Source organism: Microcoleus sp. BR0-C5, assembly GCF_036705045.1.
Classification (GTDB): Bacteria; Cyanobacteriota; Cyanobacteriia; order Cyanobacteriales; family Microcoleaceae; genus Microcoleus.
In genome coordinates this window covers 29,513-51,963 of the sequence record NZ_JAUBTR010000025.1, presented here as the reverse complement: position 1 = coordinate 51,963, position 22,451 = coordinate 29,513, and the positions used below count along the sequence as shown (strand labels likewise).

17 protein-coding genes are annotated in these 22,451 nt (G+C 46.1%); 4 read left to right on the top strand and 13 right to left on the bottom strand.

Translation table 11 applies throughout. From position 1 onward, the window contains the following. Positions 1-19 precede the first annotated feature (19 nt). The 5 genes from QUB08_RS14360 to QUB08_RS14340 form a co-directional block, all read right to left on the bottom strand. Positions 20-922 (bottom strand): helix-turn-helix domain-containing protein, encoded by a 903-nt coding sequence (locus QUB08_RS14360; RefSeq protein WP_333225320.1) that lies wholly within the window; start codon positions 920-922, stop codon positions 20-22. Between the two features lie 57 nt (positions 923-979). Then, the gene (locus tag QUB08_RS14355) at positions 980-4,072 is read right to left on the bottom strand and encodes a methyl-accepting chemotaxis protein (protein ID WP_333225319.1); all 3,093 of its coding nucleotides are present in this window, start codon (positions 4,070-4,072) and stop codon (positions 980-982) included. 147 nt (positions 4,073-4,219) lie between these two features. Beyond that, on the bottom strand, positions 4,220-4,753 hold the full coding sequence (locus tag QUB08_RS14350; protein WP_039887356.1) for a chemotaxis protein CheW: 534 nt from the start codon (positions 4,751-4,753) through the stop codon (positions 4,220-4,222). Positions 4,754-5,451: 698 nt separating this feature from the next. Next, on the bottom strand, positions 5,452-6,690 hold the full coding sequence (locus QUB08_RS14345) for a response regulator (protein ID WP_333154718.1): 1,239 nt from the start codon (positions 6,688-6,690) through the stop codon (positions 5,452-5,454). Between the two features lie 357 nt (positions 6,691-7,047). Then, entirely contained in the window at positions 7,048-8,133 is a 1,086-nt protein-coding gene (locus QUB08_RS14340) for an RNA-guided endonuclease TnpB family protein (RefSeq protein ID WP_333225318.1), read from the bottom strand. A gap of 748 nt (positions 8,134-8,881) precedes the next feature. On the opposite strand from QUB08_RS14340, the gene hmpF reads away from it, so the two are divergent. Beyond that, on the top strand, positions 8,882-10,627 hold the full coding sequence (gene hmpF, locus QUB08_RS14335) for a pilus motility taxis protein HmpF (protein ID WP_333225317.1): 1,746 nt from the start codon (positions 8,882-8,884) through the stop codon (positions 10,625-10,627). Here hmpF and tilS read toward each other — a convergent pair. Beyond that, a complete protein-coding gene (tilS, locus tag QUB08_RS14330; protein WP_333225316.1) occupies positions 10,624-11,676 on the bottom strand; it encodes a tRNA lysidine(34) synthetase TilS in 1,053 nt (350 codons plus the stop codon). The genes hmpF and tilS overlap by 4 nt on opposite strands. Positions 11,677-11,802: 126 nt before the next feature. Beyond that, positions 11,803-12,228 (bottom strand): KGK domain-containing protein, encoded by a 426-nt coding sequence (locus QUB08_RS14325; protein WP_333225315.1) that lies wholly within the window; start codon positions 12,226-12,228, stop codon positions 11,803-11,805. Positions 12,229-12,247: 19 nt separating this feature from the next. Between QUB08_RS14325 and QUB08_RS14320 the strand changes: the two genes are divergently transcribed. Next, a complete protein-coding gene (locus tag QUB08_RS14320; protein ID WP_333225314.1) occupies positions 12,248-12,427 on the top strand; it encodes a hypothetical protein in 180 nt (59 codons plus the stop codon). Positions 12,428-12,523: 96 nt separating this feature from the next. Here QUB08_RS14320 and ccsB read toward each other — a convergent pair whose 3' ends face one another. Next, positions 12,524-13,594, bottom strand: a complete 1,071-nt coding sequence (gene ccsB, locus QUB08_RS14315; RefSeq protein ID WP_333225313.1) for a c-type cytochrome biogenesis protein CcsB — start codon at positions 13,592-13,594, stop codon at positions 12,524-12,526. A 262-nt stretch (positions 13,595-13,856) separates the two neighbouring features. Here ccsB and QUB08_RS14310 point away from each other — a divergent pair, with 262 nt between their 5' ends. Beyond that, positions 13,857-14,015 carry a type I restriction-modification system subunit M N-terminal domain-containing protein gene (locus tag QUB08_RS14310; protein ID WP_333225312.1) on the top strand — a complete coding sequence of 53 codons (159 nt, stop codon included), beginning with the start codon at positions 13,857-13,859 and terminating at the stop codon, positions 14,013-14,015. After that, positions 14,015-14,911 carry an Rpn family recombination-promoting nuclease/putative transposase gene (locus tag QUB08_RS14305; RefSeq protein WP_333225311.1) on the top strand — a complete coding sequence of 299 codons (897 nt, stop codon included), beginning with the start codon at positions 14,015-14,017 and terminating at the stop codon, positions 14,909-14,911. Before QUB08_RS14310 ends, QUB08_RS14305 begins: the two co-directional genes overlap by 1 nt. Positions 14,912-15,097: 186 nt before the next feature. Here the strand turns inward: QUB08_RS14305 and QUB08_RS14300 are convergent, their stop codons facing one another. From QUB08_RS14300 to QUB08_RS14280, 5 genes are all read right to left on the bottom strand, one after another. Continuing rightward, complete coding sequence (locus tag QUB08_RS14300; protein ID WP_333225310.1) at positions 15,098-17,389, bottom strand: dynamin family protein; 2,292 nt, start codon at positions 17,387-17,389, stop codon at positions 15,098-15,100. Positions 17,390-17,400: 11 nt separating this feature from the next. Continuing rightward, on the bottom strand, positions 17,401-18,030 hold the full coding sequence (locus tag QUB08_RS14295; protein ID WP_333225309.1) for a hypothetical protein: 630 nt from the start codon (positions 18,028-18,030) through the stop codon (positions 17,401-17,403). Between the two features lie 57 nt (positions 18,031-18,087). Beyond that, entirely contained in the window at positions 18,088-20,496 is a 2,409-nt protein-coding gene (locus QUB08_RS14290) for a dynamin family protein (RefSeq protein ID WP_333225308.1), read from the bottom strand. Between the two features lie 146 nt (positions 20,497-20,642). Further along, complete coding sequence (locus QUB08_RS14285) at positions 20,643-20,849, bottom strand: hypothetical protein (RefSeq protein WP_333129680.1); 207 nt, start codon at positions 20,847-20,849, stop codon at positions 20,643-20,645. Continuing rightward, the coding region (locus QUB08_RS14280; protein WP_333225307.1) for a CHAT domain-containing protein at positions 20,849-22,451 on the bottom strand (1,603 nt) is incomplete at its 5' end. The genes QUB08_RS14280 and QUB08_RS14285, both read right to left, overlap by 1 nt.

Here is a 22,451-nt window from a genome sequence, read left to right as displayed (position 1 = left end):
TGGGTCTATGTTAGTAGTTCTAGAGAAGCTCTTTGTAGATCTCGCCCCTTGCCAAGAGAATAATCTGACTGCGAGATATCGCAAATGTTCTGGCTATTTTTGCTTTCGATATACCCTCACTTAAAAGATAGCGAATCTTTCGCACCTGTTCGGGTTGGAGTTTGCGGTTAGGACATATCTTGCCGGGAACGAAAGGAAAGCGGTTTTTTTCTATGGCATCGCGGGAGTTATCGGCGGGGGTTCCTTCCCACAAATGGTCAGGATTGACACAACCGCGAGCGTCGCAACTGTGACACGCAAAATAACGGGGTTTAACAGGCCTTCCCAGTTTGTGTTCCAGTACAAGTCTGTGAGCGTAGAAACTTTTTGTTTTGCCATTGATTTTAGTACCCTTAATGGCGTAACCATCACTTCTTTTAGCCAAGGTACAAATCATGCAGCCGTTCGGCTGTATTTCAGCGCGAATGCCTGGAATTACTTCTAGGCCTCGCACTTGTTTTTGAGGTTGAGGAGCCGATGTACTTCCTACATCTTTAATCCGTCCTTTCTTAAACCTGTCTTGAGAATTTTCCAGCCGAGAACCTTCCCATAAATGGTTGGGATTAATGCAGTTGCCGACATCGCAAGTGTGGCAAGCAAAGTATTCCGGTCTAATCGGACGATCTAAGATATTTTCTAATACTAAACGGTGAACAGTCAGCGTTTTCCATTCACCGTTAATGCGAAGTCTTTTGTTGGCATAGCCCCTGCTGTTTTTTGATAGGGTACAGATAATACAGCCCGTCGGCTGTATTTCACCAAATATACCAGGAATAACCTCTACTATGTTGTCGTCCATCTGTGCAACTCCTACTTCCTTTAGGTGTTGGATTGGCATCCCCGCAGCGGTTTCAAGACTGCGAGGTTGCTTTTTTTCTGCCATTGTTGCCACACTAACGTGCTTGTAAATCAGCCAGCAAAACAAGCATTAGACAATTGATTACTGCCTTTCTGCTGTTTCTACTCGAAATCTTTCCACCGATGTCAAAAGGTCGCGAGCAACGCCCACCAAATTTTGCAAAGCACCCGAAACTCGCTGCGCTTCTTGGGACGTTTCCTGAGCAGTTAATTCGACAGCTTGCATCACACTGGCCACGGCGCGAGCTGTTTCGTTTTGCTCTACAGTGTCGGCAGTAATCGATCGCACTAACACGTCAATTCGGTTAGTTACTTGAATGATATCTTCAAGCGATCGCTTCGCCTGTTCTGCCAATCTTGTCCCCTCAATAACTTGCTGCGTCCCTTCTTCCATCGCCGTCATTACCGCGCCGGTTTCGCTTTGAATTTGCATCACGATCTGTTCGATTTCTTTCAAAGACTTAGCCGATCGGTCTGCCAATTGTCGCACCTCATCTGCCACGATCGCGAAACCCCTGCCCGCTTCCCCAGCTCTCGCCGCCTCAATACTGGCGTTGAGGGCCAACAAATTCGTCCGAGAGGCGATCGTCGCAATTAAAGCCACAATCTTAGAAATTTCTTGAGAAGCTTCCGCCAACCTCTTGACTTTTCTCGTAGTTTCTGCTACAGTTTCTCGAATTTCCAAAATCCCAGCCACCGTCCGCTCCACAGCCTCGCCCCCTTTCAGAGCCGTTGCCGCCGCGCCCCGGGCCACTTCTTCTGCCTCTCTAGCGCTCTCTGCGACCCGCTGAATCGCGTCGGTGAGGACTTGCACGGAATTCAGCGTTGCCGCCAGTTCCTCAGCTTGCCGCAGCGCGTCGGAAGACAAATCGCCCGCAAACTTAGCACTATCTGTCGCGCCTTTGCTGACCTCCCGAGCCGCCTGCTTCACCTGATGGACGATTTCGCGCAGATTTTGAATTGTCAAGTTAAACGAGTCAGCAACAGCGCCCAAAACGTCTGCAGTCACTTCCGCAGTCACCGTCAAGTCACCCCGTGCCGCTCCTTCCACGTCGTCTAGCAAGCGAATCACTTGGCGCTGCAAGTCTTCTTTTGCCTGTTCCTGCTCGTCAGACTTGCGCCTGGTATCGCTAATCGTGGTTTGGATGACCTTCGCCATGTGGTTGAATTTAGCAGCCATTTTGCCAAATTCATCTTCCGAGTAAACCGTAGCGCGAGCGTCCAAAGTTCCTTGAGATACGGCATCGAACTGAGCTTGCAAATTATCCGACGACTTGCGTACCTGCTTGGCGATCAACTGGCCGATGCCCCAAGAAGTTAAAAAGCTGGTAAAGCCTGCAGCTGCGGTCATTACCCAGCCTGTTTGGCGCAGGTAAACGATCGCCTCCGGTTTGTCTTGCCGCAGAGCTTGATAGGAGGCAATGTTGGTGACGAAAGCCACAGCTACCAGAGAAACCAGTCCCGCCCCGATTGCCGTGTACAACTGTTTTGTAAACAAAGGGGCATTTTCCAAGAAAGCCAGTCCCCCCTGTTCTACTGTTACCGAAGTATCGACCGCTTCTGTTTCTGTGGGAGAAAAAGTCGGCACAGACGCATCAGCCGGGCCGCTGATGCTAAATATTTCGTCATCCCGAATTGCTGAGCCATCGCTGTTGTCAAAGTCCAGGCTGCTGCCAGTCGTTCCCATCATGCCGCTGGTCGAGTTGCCGAAATTGGTGTTATTTCTAGTCAAGATCGAACTGGTGGCATCTTCTGAGATGTCAAAGTCGGGCAAATTGCCCAAATCGTCAAACTCGTCAAATTCGTCTAAAAAGTCGCTGTGTTCTTGAGCGTTCCCAGCTTTGGAGGACCAGGCGCTGTGGTTCTTGTCGGACGCCCCGAAAGCTGTTGCTTGTTCGTTTTCGTCGAAAGAGAAAGAATCGCTAAAAGCGTCGTCTTCAAAAGCATCTAACTCGAAGTTGTCTCTAGAGCTAAATGCCGGGGGTTCCGAGTCGCTGTAACCGTTGCTGTTGGCAGAGGGTGGATCGACTGAATTAAATTGTCCCCGGCTCGACCTTTGACTTTGAGAGTTGGGGACAGCACCTCCCATCAACAGCGTTTCGTCTTCCGCCAGCGAATAGTTTGACGAGTAGTCCGACCCGTTATTCGGCTGTTTGTTTTGAGGTCGAGAAGACCCGAAACCCGACGAGGGCATCGCCTCGGCAAAAGGGTCTTCCTCTTCGGCATAGGGTGCGTTATGACCGTAATTTTGACCACTCTGGGGCGGGGATTGGTAGTCGTAGTCGGAGTTATCGTCGAATTCGTCTGGCAAATCGAGCGCACCAAAAGGTTCGCCAAAATTGTCCGAGGGCCCGATGGGGGAGTCTAGTTGGTTCGAGTCGAAGGAATTCCCGCTGTCTGAAGAGGCAAAACTTTGACCGTTGAGCATCTGAGTCGGAGCTTCTGAAAACGAATCTCCTGAGTAAGGTGCGCTTGAACCAGAGACTTTGCTGTTAGACAAGTCAGCACCATCAAACCCTCCATCATCTAAGGCAAAAGGGTCTCCAAAGTCCGAGTCGGCCAATTCGTCTATGTCTAGGGAGCCGGAGTTCTCAGCATAAGCTGCCATTCCGCCACTGTCGCCACCAAAGGGGTTAGAATGTGAGCCTAAATCTGGGACTGAGCCTGCGCCATCGTCGTCTTCGGGTTCCCACTCCAAGCCACTCATGCCCAAGTCGGCCAAGTCCTCGTTTTCCATGTCGTCTGGGGATTGACTTCTATAGGAAAGGGATGGGGAATTTCCTTGGAAAAGTCCCAAATCCGGGTCTTCTAACCCTTCATCGAGTGATAAGTCTGGGTAGAATTCTAATTCCGTTTCAGCAGACAAAGCCTCGAAATTTTCCGTTTGCAGCTCTCCAGATAAAAATTGGTCTGTGTAGGTAATTCCGTTGTGAGCGTGTTCCACCAAACTCGGGTCGTCACTCAGGCCTAGCACAACCGTGTACTGTTCGCGCGCCACCTCATACTGTTGGAGTCCGTAGCAGTAAATGTGTCCGCACAGCAGGCGAGCGCTGGGGTCTTCGGGAAAATCTTCTACTAATTGATAAACTAGGGCTGCGGCTTCTGAATAATTGCCATCCATGTAGGCCGCTTCTGCCCGTTGGTAGTCCTGCTGAAAGTTGGTACTTGTTGTCATTTGCCGCCCTCTTTGGATTTTAGATTTTAGATTTGAGATTTTTGATTTTTATCTTGAATTGAATGTTTAGATGCGCGCCTCAAGTCGTGTGACTGTTGATGGTTAGACCCCAATCGAAAATCGCAAATCGCAAATCTAAAATCGATTTCACGCTGCCCACCGCGCCGAGCGCAGAATTTTCACTTGATCTAGCAGTCGGAGCACTTTCTGAGCTGGTGCACCTAACATCCATTCTCCCCTCAGAAATGGAATCATGCCGTCTGGTGCATTGTTCTGAGAGTGCAGTTGCTCTACGTCGAGCCAGTCCATCCCCACAATTCGATCGACTGCCAGCCCCAAAATCGTGTCTTGGTCTTCCACAGCCACGATCGGGATTTCTGGTCTATCTGTGTTCAGAGGTGTTTGATCTCCCAGAAACTGGCCGAGGTCTGCCACCCAAATCACTCGTCCTCTCATATTTAGCGTACCTAAAAGCAAAGAGGAAACGTTGGGGATCGGTGTCATGCGGTCTGGGGACGGGGATAGGACCTCTCTAATCCCTGTCGCCGGCAGTGCGAACTCGTTCCCCGAAGGAACGTAGAACCGCAGGTGCAGCTCGCCTTCGGGAGTTTCTAGTTCTTGGAATTCCGGAGCCGGATCTACGCCTAGTCCTGGTAATATAAAGTCTGGGCTACCGCTAATCATAATTCTGACACCTGCATTTCTAGCAAATTGTTGAGGTTTCCCGCCAAGAAGAACTTGATCGAAACTTCGATGGTCGAAACTTGACACAGCCAAGCTTGACACAGCCAAGGGGTGAATGGCGCGACGGCCGGAGGTGCTTGGCAATAAATTTGCTCCGTCAATAATTGACTACCATCAATAAATTCGCGCGACTTCTGCTGGCAAATTAGCTCAAATCGACTACGAACAATTAATTTGAAACCCCTAAAGCTTCACTTTGTACTCCCACCGCCGTCTCAATTGGTAAAACTCTGGGTAATTTCTGCGATGAATGCTAAACCGATACTCGGATTAGCGAGGATTTGTTGACATTGCTGGTGTCGCGACAATCATGAACGGAGTCACTTAAGACTGAGAATTGGACTCTCTGACTTTGTACAGAAATACCTAGCCATAAGTAGCTCTGTGCATCAGTTTTTCGGAGCGGCTACAAGTGGAGAACAAGTATATTATATTTGCACTTTGAGCGTGTTAGACCCACTTGGGTCTAGAAATTGAACAGAGTTTTACCGACGCCCTTATGCCAGCGCGCGGATTAATACATTCTAGTTTATGGTGCGATCGCCAATAATACCCCCAGCTTTGTCCTTGTGGCGGCCGAGACTCGATCTAACCGCAGGTACAAAAAATCTCCGATCATGGCATCGGTGCGATAGTTATTTTTCTTCTAATTGGTCTTCTAGCGAGCGCTCTAATAATCTTTCCGAGAGATTGACCCGAGGGTAGCCTGGGCCCACATATTTTTCTACCAGCATCAATAACTCGCTTTCACCAAAAGGTTTAGTGTAAAAGTCTGTAGCTCCGGCCATCCGGGCTTTAACGCGGTCGATAAATCCGTCAATGCCCGTCAACATCACGATCGGCGTCTGCCGGAAAGCGCTCGAACTACGTAGCATAGCGCAAATTTCGTAGCCGTCGAGTTCCGGCATGGCGATGTCACACAGAATTAAATCGGGTTTGAGTTGAAACACCAAACTCAATGCTTGGAGGGGATTGCCGATCGTAGTAGCTTCGTAACCGTGTTCATTTAAAATTGACTCGACTGTTTTGCGAATAGTATTGTCGTCGTCTATACAGACAACTCTGGGAACCTTGGTTTCTAGGGACGACCATTCTTTTTTGTTGTTGGTCGGGGCCACAGAGGGTTCGTAAAATACTTGCACCAATCCCTGCTGCACAAATGGATAAATCGCCTTAGCGACAGTGAGCACGTCTCGGTTGAGGTAGCGCGCCATTTGGCGGATGGAAGTGTGCCCGTCGGCCCAGCGTCTGAGAGTATTAAAGGTATTGACAGGCAGTGCGACTCGCAGCTCGGAGGGGTCGGAAATCACCGGGCATTGGTTGGGCGACTGAATGTGAGGGTGAAACTGCTTCCACTGCTGCACCTGTTTGACAATCTTTGCCAGCAGGGAGCTAATTTCTAAGCTGGTCAGTTGAGGAGCCAAAGCTGGGCCCATTTCAAAAGTGAAGGAACCCTGGTGGAGACTGAGCAAGTCAAATAGGGTTTCGTGGATCATGCTCTGGATGATGTTGCGCCCTTGAGCTGGGGTGAGGATGTGGTTTTCGAGCAGGGCCCATAGATAGCCGTATTCTGGGGCATTGGTAGATGCCATATAGGGAACTTGGATTTTGTCGAGGGCGGTATCTGCTTTGTAGCGGCGCAGGTAGTCGCGCAACCGAAACAAACTGCCCGCACTCTGGGTAGCGTAAATAATCTGACCGTTGAAGCAGAAGACATACCAGGATTGTCCTGCAAGGGAGCGCGGGGTAGGTTGAGTACCCGTGCTGCTGCCGGTGGAGGTGTAGGCCTCTACGAACAGTTCTCCGGTTCGCTGACCTAACTCAATCAATTGCAGGATGCTGCGGATGTCTATTTCACTCAAATTTCCCTGCATGCAGCTAAAGTATCCTCCTTAAAACCGTTGGCGTCTGAGCTCGGAAAGACTGTGTGCGGGCGAAAAGATTGACTTTAGTTTCCGTCAATAATTTACGCGCTGATGCTGATCTCACAATTGGGAATTGACGAAAGGGCGATACTTGCTGCCACTCCTCCGCGGCGCTACCAGTCCACAAGCTGAAACCGCGAAACTCGCGGCATTCTCTAAGTGTAGAGTTTCACCTTAGTATTGCGTTACATAAGACCTACTCACATCTACTCATGACTAGACAAGTCTACTCAGTAGTATTGTGAAGCTTACTTCCTGTTTCATCCGGGCGGTGTCGGCACTCACCAGTCCACAGGCTAACCCCGCCTAACTGACGGTTCTTGACAAATTAATTGCGGCGTTTAAGTCACGGTCAATCACCAATCCGCAATGGGAGCATTCAAACACTCTCTCGCTCAAGGAAAGTGTTTCTTTTTTTGTTCCACAGTTAGAACAGGTTTTACTGGACGGGAACCAACGGTCAGCAATTACCAACTTTGAACCGTACAACTCGCATTTGTAGGTTAACTGGCGCCGAAACTCAAATAATCCCATATCAGCAACAGACGCAGCCAACTTATGATTAGCCATCATTCCGCTTACATTCAAATCCTCTATGACAATTACACCGTGGTTTTTGGCAAGTAATGTCGTCAACTTGTGTAACGTATCTTTACGTATGTTAGCTATTTTTCTATGCAGTCTCGCTATCTTGACTTGCGCTTTTTGACCGTTGCTTGAACAGATAACTTTATGGCGGTTTAGCCATTGCATTCTTGACGTTTTGGCTGCATATTTTTTGTATGATTTTGCGCCACCAATTACTTCACCTGTTGAGAGAGTAGCTAATGCTTTAATGCCGAGGTCAACTCCTACAATGCTTGTATTGCCTGATTCCTGCTGTTTGGCGTCAAACCGAAAGCTGATAAACCACCTATCGGCTTGACGGGATATCGTGCAAGACTTGGTTAATACTTGTGGCAATCTTTCATAAGTTTTCAGAATGCCAATAACAGGAACTTGAATTTTATTGTCACCCAAGATTTTAACTGCGCCTTCTAACTTGAAAGAGTCACGCCGCCCTTTCTTCTTAAATCTCGGCACTCCCCCAGTCTTGTTAAAACACCGTTTCCCTGCTTCGCGCAATGCCATTAATGCTTGCTGCGGTGTAGACTTGCTGCATTCATAGTACCAAGGATTTTTTGATTTCACCATAGCTACTAACAGTTTGTGCAAGTCAATAGCTGTGGGAAATTTGAGCTTTTCACTCTCGTTGGTTTTATTGTGGTCAAGTATATTTTTGGTCAACCACAATCCCCAATTCCACGCATGACGCGCTACTCCACAATGCTTGGCTAACAATGTGCGCTGTTGATTATTCAGTTTCAATTCGGTTTTGAAGCCTAACAGCATTTTTACCTCTCTATCGCTTTGAATTACGCTATATACTGCTTCAATCCCTACTCATTGCAGAAGGAATGAGTAGAGGTGAGTAGGATTTTGGTTACAGTTTCTCACCCTCAGTGCCGATCGACCTTTTTGCTCGCCCTCCGCGAGGGTCATAGGCTCGCGTCATTACCCTATTCTAAGGCAGCGCGGTTCAAATCCCTAGTCCGCCGGAGGATGACGTCCGCTTGGGGGCAGCGATGGCTTTTCTGACGATCGAGCCGCAACTAAAGCCTGGTACAATCAATAGAAAGTTTTTGACGGACTGACCTTTTTCACCTTTGGCTTATGGCAGTCCCCGCAGTGAGAGCTAGTCTTGAATCAAGCGGCATTGATACTGCTGTCTCATTCGTCCAGGAGGGCGGCGGCCGTGCTTTCTGGAGGCTCTCCCGTGAGAACGTGCTATGCGTTAGTGCTGAAGAAAAGTTAGGAAAAAATGCTATCCCCGGATTGGGCAAAGGACACCAAAGAGTAAGACTTAAGTGGCAAAAAGTTATCCTTACTTGCCTATACTTATTTACTTTAGGTAAGTTGACTAAAGATCACACGCAGTGTTATGTTTAGTCAAGAACCTTTGGCTTAAGGGGGATAGCCTACTTATGTTGGGATTAGCCGTCTACCCAACAGCGTAGGAAGTAAACACCACTTATCTTTTAGGCCTTTAAGTAACTTAAAGTAAGTTGGGATAGGTTTTACGAAGCAGAGGACTATTAGTGTGCTGTATCTAGCGGAAGTACAAAAACAGAGAAGCGGCTTTGGTCTCGGTGGCGGTAAGGCTGAACTGAAACTGCTAGCTTGTCAGCGGGGCGAACATAACTGGAGCGCCGTACCAGGTGATGACGCGATCCCAGTTGAGGAAGCTAATAAGTTTAACGACGGCACGCTGGTGCTGGTTGAGTTGAGCGCTAGCAAGCAAGTGCAGCGGATTCAGGAGGCGGCCCGCCAGTTGGTGAGCATTCTGCAAAATTTCTCGCGATTGCAGGACAAGTTTAAGGATAAGGAAGAGGAAATTGAACAGTGGAAGGCTTCTCTGACGTTTTCGAGTCAGGAACTCAATCGCCGGGAAATGGAAATGCAAGCCCGCGAAGAGCAGTTGGCTCAAATGGAAGAGGAGTTGGAGCGGCTGGAGGCTCAGCGCTCGGAAATTGAAAATACTCGAGATGAAGCTAACCGACTGCGAGAAGAAGTCGATCGCAGTCGCGTGGAAATTGAGACGGCTTGGGAACAGTTGCGGGGCGAGCAGCAACGGGTGGCCCAGCAGCAGTCTGAGGTTCGGCAGGGGCCAGTAGTTGATGAGCAGCAGACTCAGAGGATTCAGGAGTTGATGCAGAAGCTGGGAGGGGCAATTGCTTCGGCCCAAGGGGTGCGGGAACAAATGAATCAGTCTCTTGGTGCCGTGGGCGCTCAACAGGCAATTCTGGATCAGCACTGGCAGCAGTTGGAGCAAAAACAGAGCATAGCTCAACAGCAACAAGAAGAGGTCGATCGACAAAATCAGAGCCTCCAAAACCGCTGGCAAGAGTGGTACCAATCTCAAGATACTTTGGCCGGGGCTAGGGCGGAGCTTAAAGGACAGCAAAGTACCCTCAGCGCTAAGCAGGCTCAGGCTCAGTCGGTGTCTTTGCAGGTGCGGGCTGTTGAGGAGCTTTACCAGCAAGTTTCCAGGCTCGCATCTGCTTCGGGTACTGCGGGTACGGAGCAGAAAGTAGATGTGTCAGCTTTGGAGAAGATGCCTGTTGATGAGTTACAAGGGCTGGTGCAACACCTGCAACAGGATTTGGAAAAGGTGTTCCGGTTTGTTAACGATCAAGAGGAGGAGTTGACTCTGCAGCGGGAGACAATCGAGGAGCTGCAAGAGAAAATTCAAGCTGCTTCCGAGTACGATCGCATGGCTTTGGAAAATGAAATGGCAGATGAACTCGAAAGTTATCAGATGTTAAACGAAACTCTGGTGGGACAGCGCCTCCGGTTGCAGGAACGGGAAGATGTTTTAAAGCAGCATCAGGCGGTGCTGTGGCGGCGGCTGGGTACTGCTAATGCTCCAAAACAAGAGCGAGGAAATATTGATTTGGGGCCGATTGTGGCACAGCTCAATACTCAGCGACAGCAGCAAAGCCAAGAATTGCAAAGACTGGAAAACGAAATTCAGCAAGTGCAGGAAGCAATATCCCAAATAGAGGCAAATGTCAACCGCCAAAATGGGGAAAGTGAGGCGAAACGCTACGAACTCAAGCAGTTAGAGCAGAATTTGTTCAACCAGAAAGGTGCAGTGGCGCAACTCTGGGGCAGGGTGAATGTTTATCAAGAAATGTTGCAGCCGGTGCAGGACAATTTGAATGCGCTACGCCAAAAGCTCGAAGCGGTGGCGGGGGAACTCGATCAGGTGCAGGAGACGGGAGACGAGCAAAATCGGGTAGTTTCTGAGTTGCGGCAAGTCCTTTCGAGTTTGCTCTCAGCTTAAAATTTAATATGTAAAATTATCGAAGGGTGTTCGACTCGACCGATCGCTCCTCCAGGAAATGGATCGGTTTGCGATCGGTTGGGCGCTACTATTAAGCTCGTTAGTTTTTCTACGCTTTCAAAACTGGGCGCCGAGGGCAATATTTGTTGCAGTAGTTGCCGCATTGCCCGCCGCTGCAAGGCAAGGGGTGCTTCGCGCAAAATCCGGCGATTTAACTTGACGGGAAGTTGAAAATTCACCTGCAGAGTGTCTGCAATTGGAGACATTGCTCGCTGTAGCAAGTCGCTGGCTGCAAGTTCGAGATATTCTACGTCGGCGCGGAGGAGTTCGGCTGTTTGAGCTAGCGCTTGTTGGGCTTTTGGGTTGAAATGAGTTTCCAAATAAGGCAATAATTCCGATCGAATCCGGTTACGAGTGTATTGCAAGTCTTGATTTGTGGAATCTTCCCAAATGGGTAGTTTTTGCTCTTGACAAAATTGACCTGTTTGCGATCGAGTTATTTCGAGCAAGGGACGAACTAAGTAGATTTTAGATTTGAGATTTTCGTCGGAATTCCCCAATCGAAAATCGAGCAGGGGCCGTGTCCATGTGAGGGCAGAAAGTCCGTCGGCGCCACTGCCGCGAATCAGGTTGTAGAGTAGTGTTTCGGCGCGATCGCTGGCTGTGTGGCCTGTAACAATGTAGGGGTAGTTGTGGGCGATCGCAATTTCGGTTAAAGCTTGATATCGCCACTTTCTGGCGGCTGCTTCTGTTTTGGAAATTTCCGAGGCTGTTTCCAAATAGTAGGATATTCCCCAGTTTTTAGCTAATTGTTCTACATGATTGGCCGACGCTTGCGAGTCAGAACGCCAACGGTGATCGCAGTGAACAATCGCTAGATTCCAGCCCCATTTTGGCTGCAAATCTAGCAGTAATTTAATTAAACACAGAGAATCTTGTCCGCCCGATACTGCTATTAGCAATCGCTGATTTGATGGCAATATTTGTCGGTACAGCAGCGTCCTGTGAACTTGAGCGTGCAGGTGCGTCCAATTGGAAGATTCAGCCATGAGAGCAGTTTTTCATTAAGCAAAAATCAGGAAGTTAGAAAACGAGCAGTGTCCGGGATTTAACCGATGGATTTTGAGCAAAGAAGGGGAAACATCCCCTCTCCCAATCTCTCAGTCTTTGCCTTCCTAGCTCCACATTCCTATACTTTGGGGGTCGCGGTCTGGATACCTAGAAATAGGAAAATGATTACTTATTTCTGTAGAGTCACATTGCTTTAATGACTCATCTATATCGGTTTGATTTGAGCTATCTACGGCGTAGTTTTGCACAGGTTCTGATATTTCGGCAGCGGCAGGAAGGGCTTTTTGTTCTTTGATTTCAGGTTCTAGCGGAATGAACTCCAGACGCATTCTAAGTTTTCCTTTAGTCCAGTCTTTGCCAGCACTTAATAGCTCGCAATCCAAGCCGTCTGAGAATAATTTTTCGTCTACCAATTTCGCCTGCATAATTGCCATAAATTCGCTGACTTTGAATGTACATTGATACATCAAAGCGCTGGTAGGGGCAGACACAACATCGTCTTGTTTGGGAAATATTGGCGATTCGTCCATATTAATTGTCTCTATTTTAATGAATGAAGGAAGAGGGAAGAAGGAAGAGGGAAGAAGGAAGAGGGAAGAAGGAAGAGGGAAGAAGGAAGAGGGAAGAAGGAAGAGGGAAGAGGGAAGAAGGAAGGCCCTTCGACTTCGCGATCTGGTAAAAAAAGGGAAGAAGGAAGAGGGAGTTAATTATTATAATCTCGCTGGTTGAGTAAGGTGGGAATTGCCCACCCTACAACCGGAGATGAGACTAATCCCGATTCTTTGACTTATCCTGTTCTTCTGTGGCCCCTTGGTGGATCGGGAATTAGAAAAACCAACCGTAGGAATGTAAACCTTTGCCTAACAGATTAACGCCTAGATAGCAAATCCAAACTACCACAAAACCTGTGGCGGCTAAAATTGCTGGGCGTCTTCCCTGCCAGCCGCGAGTGATGCGGGCGTGCAGGTAGGCAGCAAATACTAACCAAGTAATTAGCGCCCAGGTTTCTTTCGGGTCCCAACTCCAGTACGATCCCCAAGCTTCGTTAGCCCAAACCGCACCGGCAATAATGCCAACTGTCAGTAAGGGGAATCCTAAACCGATGATGCGATAGCTAATGTTATCAAGAGTTTCTGCTAGATTCAATCGCTGGGGCGAGAGAAGTTCTGCGGTTTGAGTTGGGGCGGTTGATGGGGTTTGAACGGTTGCTAATTCGAGCACTGCGGTGGTGCCCAAACCGTTATTGTTGGAGTTGAAAGAGGGTTCGCTGAAAGCTAAGGCGCTGTCGGCGCTGGTTTCTGCAATTTGAGGTTCGGGGTTTTGAGGGCGTTGGAGGCGGTAGTTGCCGTTGCGGTTGCTGTTGGTGCCGAAGGAACTACCGGTGAGTTCGATTTTTTGGCCGCGGGTGACGATTAAAAAGGCGATCGCCAGCAATGCTCCTACCATTAAAGTTGAGTAACTGAGCATCATGACGCTAACGTGCATCATCAGCCAGTTGGATTTGAGGGCTGGTACTAGGGGCTCTGCCGATTGCATGGTGTCGGGGAGAGTCAGGGCTGCAAAGGCGGATATTGCCATTGCTACGGGGGATGTGGCTACTCCTACTAAGCGGGAACGGCTCATGTTTTCCGCGACTAGGTGGATGGCGGTGATTCCCCAAACTAGGAAAAATAGGGATTCGTAGAGATTGCTTAAGGGGAAGTACCCGGCTTCTATCCATCGAGAACCGAGTAAAGCGGCGATGGAGAGGTTGGCGACGGCCATTCCTGCGGTGCCTAGGGCGGATAGGTAGGGAATGCCGGGGAATGCTGCGCCCACCCAGTAAATGAGCATTGTTGAGAACAAGATGGCGAAGGAGATGTTGTCCAGCCAGTTCTGGAGTACGACCAGATCCATAAAAATTACTCCGGTAATGTTTTTACTTATTTTTGCTAACTAGATCGATCGTACTGGGCTTCGGGAGTTTTGGGTTTGGGATTTTGAATTTTTGTGGCAATTATGAGTTTTTGGCGGTTGTTGAGGTGCGTCCGGGCGATCGCCCGGACGCACAAAGCAAGCTAACATTGACCCGCCAGACGAGTGTGATCCCGTTAAGTCACGCTTGTTGATTCTGGCTGACGGCTTGAGCTTCGACGAGTTCAAAGAAGGGAAACACCGAATGCTGAGGGGTGAAGTTCGATCGCCAGTTGACAAAATATGGAATACTTTTTTGTCTGGGAGTATCTCGAATCCTTTAGAATTAATTGAGCAGATTACCGACTTGCTGTTTTTGCGACGGTTGGATAAGTTGCACAGGCTAGAGGAGATGTTGAGTTAATGCGTCGAGATTCAATATTTTACAAGTTATTTCAAGAAGCTCCGACGCTGCTGTTTGAGCTATTGGAAGACTCACCATCGAATGCGGAACAGTATCGATTTGACTCGGTTGCTGTGAAGGAACCAAAGTTTGAAATTGATGGGGTGTTTTTGCCGCCGGATGCTGAGCCTGGAGTTGTATATTTTTGTGAGGTGCAGTTTCAGCGCGATGAATTGCTTTATGAGAGATTGTTTGGTGAGTCGTTTTTGTATTTTTATCGCAACCGTCAGCGGTTTACTGATTGGGAAGCGGTGGTAATTTATCCGAGTCGATCGACTGAACAATCAGAAACGCATCCGTATCGATCGCTCTTGAACAGCAATCAGGTGCATCGCGTATATTTGGATGAGTTGGGGGATATTGAACAGTTGCCGCTGGGAGTGGCGCTGATGGCGTTGACGACGATCGACGAAGCGAGTACGCCCGAAGCGGCGCGATTGTTGCTGGCGCGATCGCAGCGGGAGGAATCGGAGGCAGCGAGCCGCGCCATAATAGAGATGCTGACGACGATACTGGTTTACAAGTTTACAAATTTGAACCGAAGGGAGGCAGAGGCGATGTTAGGGATTACGCTTGAGGAAACTCGGTTTTATCGGGAAGCTAAGGAAGAAGGCATCGAACAAGGCATCGAACAAGGCATTGAACAAGGCCGCGAACAAGAAGGAAGAGCCTTGATTTTACGTCTGTTAAATCGCCGTCTGTTAAATCGGCGAGTTGGAACATTGCCGGAATCTATCACCACCCAAATTGCTGATTTGTCGATCGAGCAAATTGAAACTCTAGCAGAGGAATTGTTAGATTTTCAGTCGATCGAGGATTTAGAGGTTTGGCTGGAAAATTTGCCGCAGGAAGATTGAGGCGATGTTAGGGATTACGTTTGAGGAGGCGATCGCGCCATTTACGCGCACAAACACATCAAACGTACTCCCCCTCTACTTCCTGGGTTTTGGGGTTCTTTTGGTGCATCCGCCGTTGCTGAGAGGATGTTAAGGGTGCGATCGGGGCGGGTATTTTTTCGGCGACTTTTCTGTAGTTTCAGTCACTCACAGTACCTCCGGCGATCGACTTCTTTTTAAGGCAATAGATAATTGCCTCAATCGTTCGCTAACTTCTAAATTCGATTCTTGTGACTTCAAATTATTAGGTATTTCAGCAAACAGAAGTGGATTTCCCTGCAACCATTCATTGAGAGCAACGCCAGTCCAAGTACCTTCTTTGTCTCGGAAACTATCAACTAAACCCTTCAGTTCTTGAATACAGTATGACTCGAAACCAGCAGCACTGAAGATTGCATAGCGTAAGTATTCTTCAAACGCATTAATATCATTTTCTACCTCGAAAACTACAGATTCTTGGGGCGATTTTATATCTTGATAAACATACCCAGCAATTTGTGTTGCTACTCCTGTAACTCCTAATACTTGTTGCCGAATCTCCGAATTAAATAGTAAATCTGAACCATATTTTACATATTTCTTGAGAACCCTAAATGCAGATTCTTCCCCACTATAGTAGTTATCAATAATTTCAATATCTACCCCTAAACTTTTGATGATTTTATTTCGAGTATCACTATTAACGGGACCGCGAATCAGCGCTTCAGCAACTGGACGTGCAAAGCGTAAAAATAATACGCTTAAGCTATTCTCTAGTTTCGCTAAAAAATATTCCTCTGAATTTTCAATGAGCCTGGGTTTTACTTGATTACTTTCCCATAATAAACTTGTCATATATTCAACTAATTTCAATGCTTCATCCTTAAGTTCTAAAGCAAGTTGATGAGCAATTGCAGAGAGAAGCTTACTAATATCACCGTACAAATCATCACGCCAAGCAAAATTGGCTTTCATGCGGTCAAACTCTGGATTTGAGTTAGCAAGAAAGATGGTATCTTTCTTTTTAAATGTTTCCTCCCTGAGTTTCTGCATTTCGTTGTCAACGATTTGTAAATATCGTTCTCTAAATTTTTCTATTTGAGTGAATGACTTAGCATTAGAACTGTCTAAGGATTTGTTGACAACAGAATATTCATAGTATTTTTGTAAGTCAGCTTTGATGGTTTCCCATTTTCGATTCCACCATTCTGTAAATAAAACCCGCCGATTATTTTCTTCAAAAAGCTTGGCTTCTTCAGGATTTTCTGGATACTTTTTGCTGACTGTAAGATAAATTTCTTCAGAATTGCTGAAAATTTTATTAATAGACGCTTCGCATCTTTTCTTTAAAATAGAGACACGCTCAGTGTTGATATAGTTAAATATTTTCTCCTTAATTTCTGGAATCCCCGTGCCATTTTTATTGAGAGTTTCTTCATCGGTAATTCCAGTTAATGTTTTTAACCGAGCTTGAATATGGGTTGCGTCCCCAATCTCTAACTTAGTCTGTTCTCCTGCTAAACTATTCAACATTAGATAGGCTCCGGCTGAACCATATACAATGCGTTCAGGTGGAAGCTTTGCACGCTTTAACCAGTCTTGAGATGCTTCTTCAATATGTGTTTTAAGCGCCTCTGCACTACCTAATGAATCAATCCGACTTAAAAAAACAAAAAGTTTATCAGCAACGGTGACGTTTTTATCGCCAAGTTCGGTAAACTTGATGATTTCTAGTTCCTTTTCTCGGAGGCTAGTAAACCGCTGTACCAATATCACCGCATCACAGTCAGAGAGCATGGCTTGTGCTTCATCAACGTGCTTTGCTAAACCTGAATCTAAACCGGGAACATCATAAAAAACAATCCCTTCAGCTTGAGCAAGTTTGTTAGTATAAAGTCTCGCCTCTAAAACAGCGTGAGCATACTTTTCATCTGCTACATACTTCTTGAGTGGTTCTCTAATATCTTCGAGTCTAGTAAAAGGAAAAGTCAGATTACCTTCTTTTCGTACCTGTTGTAACGTTATTTCGTTTACTCGTGTAGTATTTAGGTCTTCTTTCGCCCCTACTTTCTCCAGTTCCTTGAGTAAGTTGATAAACTCTTCTTCGGTTCTCGCTTGTACTTCCAGCCTTTGTTCAGACTCGTTTTCAACTGAATAAATTTGTGTTGTGGTAAATGTGCATCTTCCTCCCTTTGCTGGAAGTAAATCACATTGCAACCAAGCATTAATAAAGGTGCTTTTTCCTGCTTTCTCTAACCCGACAACAGCTATGCGAAACTCGCACTTTTTGAGCCTTTCAAGTTGGCGGCGAGTTGGTTCTGCTTCTTGTAAAAGTACGTCTTTTAATCTAGCAGGAACTTCAGCCTGGGGTAACATAGCCAAACTAAGCGCGTGTCGCTGTACGTTTAGAGCGTCGCTAAGACGAGCTTCATAGTAAGAAGATGCTGTTTTCCAATCCATTTTGAGGTTCCTTAAACGCGGTTAAAGTTTTCTAAGCCAGATACAGAGAGATATTTCAGACAAGCTAATTGTCTAACCACACCTTGTCCATTGGAAGGCAGATTTCTCTTTAAACTATATGGGACTTTTTTCCCAATCATGTCTTCCCCATCAGCAATGTCAATTCTGACATAAATTTCCCTCTGTTCGCTAACATTTGTAATATCTTCGTTTGTTGTTTCTATACGTGGCTGGTTAGCATTAGCCTCTTGAGGAGTTGTACATAGAAAATATAAAGAATTATCTATGAGTTTTTCTATGTCAGACACATTAATTGGGTTATTGTTTCTTAAATGTCCTACCACCGATGCTGGTACAACAAGACACAAAGCTACAGGTACAGGAACTTTTGGTCGTGGTGGAGAGCTATCTAATGGCTTAATTTGGCGACTATCTCCTACTTCTCGTTCTTTTTTTCCCAAAAATTTGCCAACTTCTTCACCACATTTGTCCAATTTTTCGTCAACAAATTTGCCAATACTTTGGCCAATACTTTGAAATAAGTTCATATCATTACCTTCCAAATTACTTCCTAACTTACGTGCATTTTTTGAAATCTCTATCCCCAGCTTAATTATATTACCATTTATCTGCGGATTCATGTCATTATATCTTTGGGATAGAGCAAGGATTTTAAATTAACAAAATTAATTGTCAATTCAGTTAATTTTCCAGATTTTTCCTAAGCTAGAAAACTCTTCTGCTAGGTTTTGAGCTTTTTGTTTCATAGGTTGCCAGACGTTTCTTTGCTTTTCATAATCTAGAGTAATTTCTTGGTTTGCCTTATCGAGCCTTTCTTGATAACGGTCAATAATATCAGTCTGAATTTTGTCTACATTTTTTTTTAGACAATCAATTAGTTCTAGTAACCAGCTTGCAACTTGATTTACTCTTTCTGAGTCTTCCCCTTTTGCCTGCATTACCCACCCTTCAAGTAAATTTTCTACGCTTGGTATATCAGCATTATCGCTAGAACGGGTTCGATATTCGGTTTCATAAATGGTTTTTTTCCCTATCCACAATGTATACCAAGTTCTTTTTTGTCTTTCAACCTGTACTGCTTCCTCCCAAGTTTCTTTTGTAATAGGAAATCCTGCTTGAAATCTAAAATTAAATGTTAAATGACTCTCGACTTTAATCAGTTCTGATTCAGGAAATTTAATCGCTATGTCAGGTGCAATATCATTTGCTTTATTTTCAAAATAAGACAAATGGCAACGAAACAATTCGGACACAGCCTCATGAATTCTATTTAATTCTTGAGTAGAAATCTGTTTTAATACATCCTGTATAACAATGTTAAGATGGATAGCTAGTTCATTGAGTTCCTCATTAAGTTGTTTGAGTTTGTTTTTATCAGCCTCCGTTCTTGCTTCCATTGTTTTTCCTTCTTTAGCAACGGAAGTCTTGTAGCCTAAGCCAACTAAACGGTTCAAGTTTTTTGCTAGTAAATTGACCTGTAAAACATTTGCTTTTTTTAAATTCGGGCTGTCTAAGTCTACCCTTCCAGTTTCTAAAGACTTTGCCACTGCTTCCAATACTTGGTTAATTCCTTTTTGAAATTCATTTTCCCATGAGTAAAGTGGAAATAATTTTTCTCCTAATTCCTTGTATGGTTTGTCCTGCTGGAGTTCCGAAATTATGGTTCTTATATACTTCACAACGTCATCTTGTGACTGTTTTGCGAGAACCTGTTTGACTTTTGTATCTAGTTTTTCAAACGGCTGTTTTAAGTTTCCATCGCTAGTTTCTAAGAAGCCTTCAAGTGATGACCTAATCTCTGATATTTTTTTACATTCCTGTTGATAACGTGCTTCTGAACTATTCAGAATGGCTGTTGTTGTTTGTGTTGCCCATTCCGTTACTGCATTTCCAGCAGCCAGATTAAAACGTTCTATAATTTGTGGAATTACTAGCTGTGGGAAGTGTTGAGTAATATGTTCCTTTAAGTGCTGCTGAAACTCTTCTGCATAAGATTTTTTCCATAATGCTTCAGAAACTCGGTTTCGGTCGTGTCTAGACCATTTTTGTACGTTACGTGGCAGGTCTTCTAATATATCTTCATCAATTAATCCATTAAAATTGTTGTCCGCTTTTTTACACGCATCAACACTGAATATCTCATCATGATTTTGGATCTGAAGAGCCAGTAAAGCAGGCCATGTACTAAGTTTTACAACCTGCAACTTCTCAATATCTTCTGTATATTCTTTTAATTGTTCAGTCAATTCAGTTTTAATACTGCGGATAGCATTTTCAACAAAGCGATTTTCTGTGTCAGGCCAATTTCTATCGGCTCGGAAAACATCAATACGATTAAGAGTAAAAAGCATCCGCGCAGGGGAACCACCTAAATCTTTGACCTGCTGTACAACTTCTTGCAATAAGCTTTTTACTTTCTGTGCATCGGTTTCTGCACTATTGTATGTTACTATGCACAATGCCTCTCGGCACTGTTGAATAACATTTGCGTTACCTCGATCGCCCACATACGCTAAACCAGGTAAATCAAGAATTTTTACCCTTGTTCCTTGGGGTAGTTCCAGTTGAGACTCTTTGACAAGCCGGAAAGGGTAAAAGATTGTAGATTGTGGACAAGCTAAATTCGGTTGTTTTTCTCTGTTTTCGATATAACTTATCATTGCTTCGTATAAGCGCTGATAAATTTTCTCCTCTCTGATACCTCTCCATTCTCCACACTCCCACAATGCTCCTGGTGTTTCATGGATTATTAGAGACTTTTCCTTGCTATATTCGATAGTGACTGCCCCTGCGCTCATTTCACTTACGGCTACGGGGACAATTTCGGCTCCACACAACAAGTTCACCAAAGTGCTTTTCCCGCTACTGGTTGTTCCTGTAGTCGCCAGAGTCAGAGTCGGATTACGAAGTTGATCGACCAGATTGCTTAAAGCCTCGTCTAACTTCATAGAGAGTTCTTGCATTTCCGGCTGATATGTATCTGGTAAATGCTCGGAAATTTCTGTGTAAAAATTATTCCAGTATTTAGCAAGCAGTTGAGCTTTGAATTCTACTTCGTCAAAAACTTTGTATAATTGTTTACTCATGTGTTAAATACTGGTGTTGATAGTGAATATGTATCCTAGTTAACATATTTGAGTCGCAACTGATAGAGGGCTGACAGCCGCACTGTTTAATTATGACTCTACGGTATTATACCATACCTATAAAGAGGCGAGCGCACTTTCTTTATTTAAATAAATTTACAAATAGGCTCTTCAGATTTTTGCAGGTCTTCAATTAGATTATCAGCGGGTGTTGCTGAATCCAGGTATGAAACGATCGCACAAACGCCGAAAGATTGCTCTAAATTGCGATCGATTATACCCATATTCCCCAACGCCGCCGATCGAACTCCTGCACAATTAGCCAACAGTCGATCGACTAAAACAAACCTCATTACCAAGGATTACCAATCATTCTAAAAGCAGACCAATAATAAGGATGAGAGAAATTCTGACTCGTCGTTTTTGCCAATTCCGGGGGTAACGGCAGATTGCCAACAGAAGTGTGCAGCATCCCCCCTTCAATTCGCACCTCTCCCCGCAACATCGCTAATTGCGCTTGCCGGAGTGCTTCTGCTTTAATCGGAGCAGTTTTTAACTGCCCGTAAAACTCCGCCATCAATCCTAAACTGCCCTCGTCGCTGACATACCAGAGAGTCGCCATAGCCGATTTAACCCCGGCTTGCACCGCTAACCCGCCAAAGCCCAACTCGGCCTCTCGATCGCCCACAGCAGTCTTGCAAGCACTCAAAACTAACATTTCCACTTGCGGACTGTGCCATCCCATTTGCCGCAACTGATCCAAACGCAATTTAGTATCCCACAACTGAATAAAGGATTCGCTGGGGTTTCCCGATCGAAATTCAGCGTGGGTAGCCAAGTGAATCATCCCAAAAGGCTGCTGCTGGCGCTGCGATTTCAAATTGGCAAGGGTGAAAGCTTCGTTCAAGAAAGACTTACCCGGCCACTGCTGCGGGGTAATAGTCGATACTTCTATTTCCACCGCAGGCAAAGGACTCATCTCTGGAAATTGCGACGCCCCCATTGCCAGAACTTGGGTATTTTTGAAATTAGCGGGGCTGCTATCTGTCAAACTCAGACTCGGCATTGAGCCAACACTGTAACGCTCTACCAGAAAGCCTTTGCCGTCGTGCAGGGCGCCCATCGGTATCGATCGCAACCCCACATCTGAGATAAAAGATAAATTCTCAATGCCTTTGGCTTGCAGTTCTGCTTCCAGCGGCGCTACCATCCACTGGTAGAGCTGCTGAGCCAAGGGCAAATAACTTTTAGTGTTGCGCTTTACCGGATTAGTCAGTTCTGCGCGAAATCTCTCCATAGCTTCCATTACCTGGGCGCGAGAGGTTCCAGGGACGCGCTGGCGAACGGGGACACCTTCGGGGGCGATCACCATCATTTCCAGTTCGTCAGAGGCTTGAATTTGCTGTTCTACGCGCAAAACGGGGGAACTGCTATAAGGCCGATCGACTGTAGAACCCCTGGGTACAAAGCTGATATAAATGAGAGCTGGTTTGATGCCTGTGGCTTGTTGGACACCGCGAAGGGTATTTTGGGCATCTTCTAGGGTGGCGATCGTATTTGTTGATGGCAAATTTAGGTAATCGACAAACTCACTGGTAAATCTCTCCTCGACGGGAAAAATAACTGCGCCCAGGTTAGGTGGCAACTTGGAAGCGTCAAGATTCGCAGACGCGGGAGGTGAATTGCGCTGTTGCAAGGAATTAGATATCTGGTTTTGCTCTTGCAAGCTGGGGGAAAATAAACGATTTGTGCTGGGAGGCTGGTTGGCTACGAGTTCCGGTGTCGGTATCGGTGCGAGATTTATGGGCGCAGCAGCAGGCGCAACCACTGGATTGGGAGTAATTGTGGGTGCGATCGGCAAAACATTGGGTACCGGCGCTGGATTGGGAGTAATTGTGGGTGCGATCGGCAAAACATTGGGTACCGGCGCTGGATTGGGAGTAATTGTGGGTGCG

Bases quoted from the DNA above. Each gene is read 5' to 3' on its own strand.
- QUB08_RS14345 (WP_333154718.1), bottom strand. From the start codon at position 6,690: ATGCAGGGAAATTTGAGTGAAATAGACATCCGCAGCATCCTGCAATTG.
- tilS (WP_333225316.1), bottom strand. From the start codon at position 11,676: ATGGCTGAATCTTCCAATTGGACGCACCTGCACGCTCAAGTTCACAGG.
- QUB08_RS14360 (WP_333225320.1), bottom strand. From the start codon at position 922: ATGGCAGAAAAAAAGCAACCTCGCAGTCTTGAAACCGCTGCGGGGATG.
- QUB08_RS14290 (WP_333225308.1), bottom strand. From the start codon at position 20,496: ATGAGTAAACAATTATACAAAGTTTTTGACGAAGTAGAATTCAAAGCT.
- QUB08_RS14320 (WP_333225314.1), top strand. From the start codon at position 12,248: ATGAATGAAGGAAGAGGGAAGAAGGAAGAGGGAAGAAGGAAGAGGGAA.
- QUB08_RS14355 (WP_333225319.1), bottom strand. From the start codon at position 4,072: ATGACAACAAGTACCAACTTTCAGCAGGACTACCAACGGGCAGAAGCG.
- QUB08_RS14300 (WP_333225310.1), bottom strand. From the start codon at position 17,389: ATGGATTGGAAAACAGCATCTTCTTACTATGAAGCTCGTCTTAGCGAC.
- QUB08_RS14295 (WP_333225309.1), bottom strand. From the start codon at position 18,030: ATGAATCCGCAGATAAATGGTAATATAATTAAGCTGGGGATAGAGATT.
- QUB08_RS14285 (WP_333129680.1), bottom strand. From the start codon at position 20,849: ATGAGGTTTGTTTTAGTCGATCGACTGTTGGCTAATTGTGCAGGAGTT.
- QUB08_RS14325 (WP_333225315.1), bottom strand. From the start codon at position 12,228: ATGGACGAATCGCCAATATTTCCCAAACAAGACGATGTTGTGTCTGCC.
- QUB08_RS14305 (WP_333225311.1), top strand. From the start codon at position 14,015: ATGCGTCGAGATTCAATATTTTACAAGTTATTTCAAGAAGCTCCGACG.
- QUB08_RS14310 (WP_333225312.1), top strand. From the start codon at position 13,857: ATGCTGAGGGGTGAAGTTCGATCGCCAGTTGACAAAATATGGAATACT.
- ccsB (WP_333225313.1), bottom strand. From the start codon at position 13,594: ATGGATCTGGTCGTACTCCAGAACTGGCTGGACAACATCTCCTTCGCC.
- QUB08_RS14340 (WP_333225318.1), bottom strand. From the start codon at position 8,133: ATGCTGTTAGGCTTCAAAACCGAATTGAAACTGAATAATCAACAGCGC.